Origin of the sequence: Pseudomonas sp. Ant30-3, from assembly GCF_000690905.1 — a bacterium.
GTDB lineage: Bacteria > Pseudomonadota > Gammaproteobacteria > Pseudomonadales > Pseudomonadaceae > Aquipseudomonas.
This window is the reverse complement of the sequence record NZ_JMCL01000116.1, coordinates 1-1528: the sequence shown is the minus strand read 5'-3', so window position 1 is coordinate 1528 and position 1528 is coordinate 1. Positions and strand designations below refer to the sequence as shown.

Below are 1528 nucleotides of genomic sequence, written 5' to 3'. Positions count from 1 at the left end.
TGATCCACGGCTCCGGCCCCGGCGTCACCGCCTGGGCCAACTGGCGCCTGGTGATGCCCGAGCTGGCCAAGCGCCGCCGGGTGATCGCCCCGGACATGCTGGGCTTCGGCTACAGCGAACGCCCGGCCGATGGTCAGTACCACCAACAGCGCTGGGTCGAACACGCGCTTGGTGTGCTGGATGCCCTGGGCATCGAACAGGCCGATCTGGTCGGTAACTCCTTCGGTGGCGGCCTGGCCCTGGCCCTGGCCATCCGCCACCCCGAGCGCGTGCGCCGGCTGGTGCTGATGGGCAGCGCCGGGGTGAGCTTTCCGATCACCCCGGGCCTGGATGATGTGTGGGGCTATGAGCCGTCCTTCGCCACCATGCGCCGGCTGATGGACACCTTCGCCTACGACCGCAGCCTGGTCACCGACGAGTTGGCCGAGCTGCGTTACCAGGCCAGCATCCGCCCCGGTTTTCAGGAGTCGTTCGCGCAGATGTTCCCCGCCCCGCGCCAGCGCTGGGTCGACGGGCTGGCCAGCGACGAAGCGGACATCCGCGCCTTGCCCCACGAAACACTGGTGATCCATGGCCGCGAGGACCAAGTGATTCCGCTGGCGGCCTCGCTGACCCTGGCCGAATGGATCGCCTGCGCCCAGTTGCACGTATTCGGCCAGTGCGGCCACTGGACCCAGATCGAACACGCCGAGCGTTTCGCCCGCCTGGTCGAGAACTTCCTCGCCGAGGCCGACGCCCTCCATTGCTGAGAGAGACCAATATGGACAAGACATTGATCAACGAGCTCGGCGACGAGCTCTACCAGGCGATGGTCCAGCGCGAGACCGTCACGCCGCTGACCAGCCGTGGCTTCGACATCAGCGTCGATGACGCCTACCACATTTCCTTGCGTATGCTGGAACGGCGCTTGGCCGCCGGTGAGCGGGTGATTGGCAAGAAGATCGGCGTTACCAGCAAGGCCGTGCAGAACATGCTCGGCGTGCACCAACCGGACTTCGGCTACCTCACCGACGCGATGGTCTACAACAGCGGCGAAGCCATGCCGATCAGCGAGCGGCTGATCCAGCCACGCGCCGAGGGCGAGATCGCCTTCATCCTCAAGAATGATTTGATGGGTCCGGGCGTGACCAATGCCGACGTGCTGGCCGCCACCGAATGCGTGATCCCCTGCTTCGAAGTGGTCGATTCGCGCATCCAGGACTGGCAGATCAAGATCCAGGACACCGTGGCGGACAACGCCTCCTGCGGCCTGTTCGTGCTCGGTGACCAGGCCGTGTCGCCGCGCCAGGTCGATCTGGTCACCTGCGGCATGCTGGTGGAAAAGAACGGCCAGCTGCTCTCGACCGGTGCCGGCGCCGCGGCGCTCGGCTCGCCGGTCAACTGCGTGGCCTGGCTGGCCAACACCCTCGGCCGGTTCGGCATCGGCCTGAAGGCCGGCGAGGTGATCCTGTCCGGCTCGCTGGTTCCGCTGGAGCCGGTCAAGGCAGGCGATTTCATGCGCGTCGAGATCGGCGGCATCGGCAGCGCC

2 protein-coding genes are annotated in these 1528 nt (G+C 66.7%); both read left to right on the top strand.

The features are described 5' to 3' along the window. A partial coding sequence (locus tag DU29_RS0125245) for an alpha/beta fold hydrolase (RefSeq protein WP_028624210.1) occupies positions 1–749 on the top strand: 749 nt, incomplete at its 5' end. 11 nt (positions 750–760) lie between these two features. After that, positions 761–1528, top strand: a 768-nt coding sequence (gene dmpE / locus DU29_RS0125240; RefSeq protein ID WP_033050930.1) for a 2-oxopent-4-enoate hydratase, incomplete at its 3' end; no start/stop codon positions are given.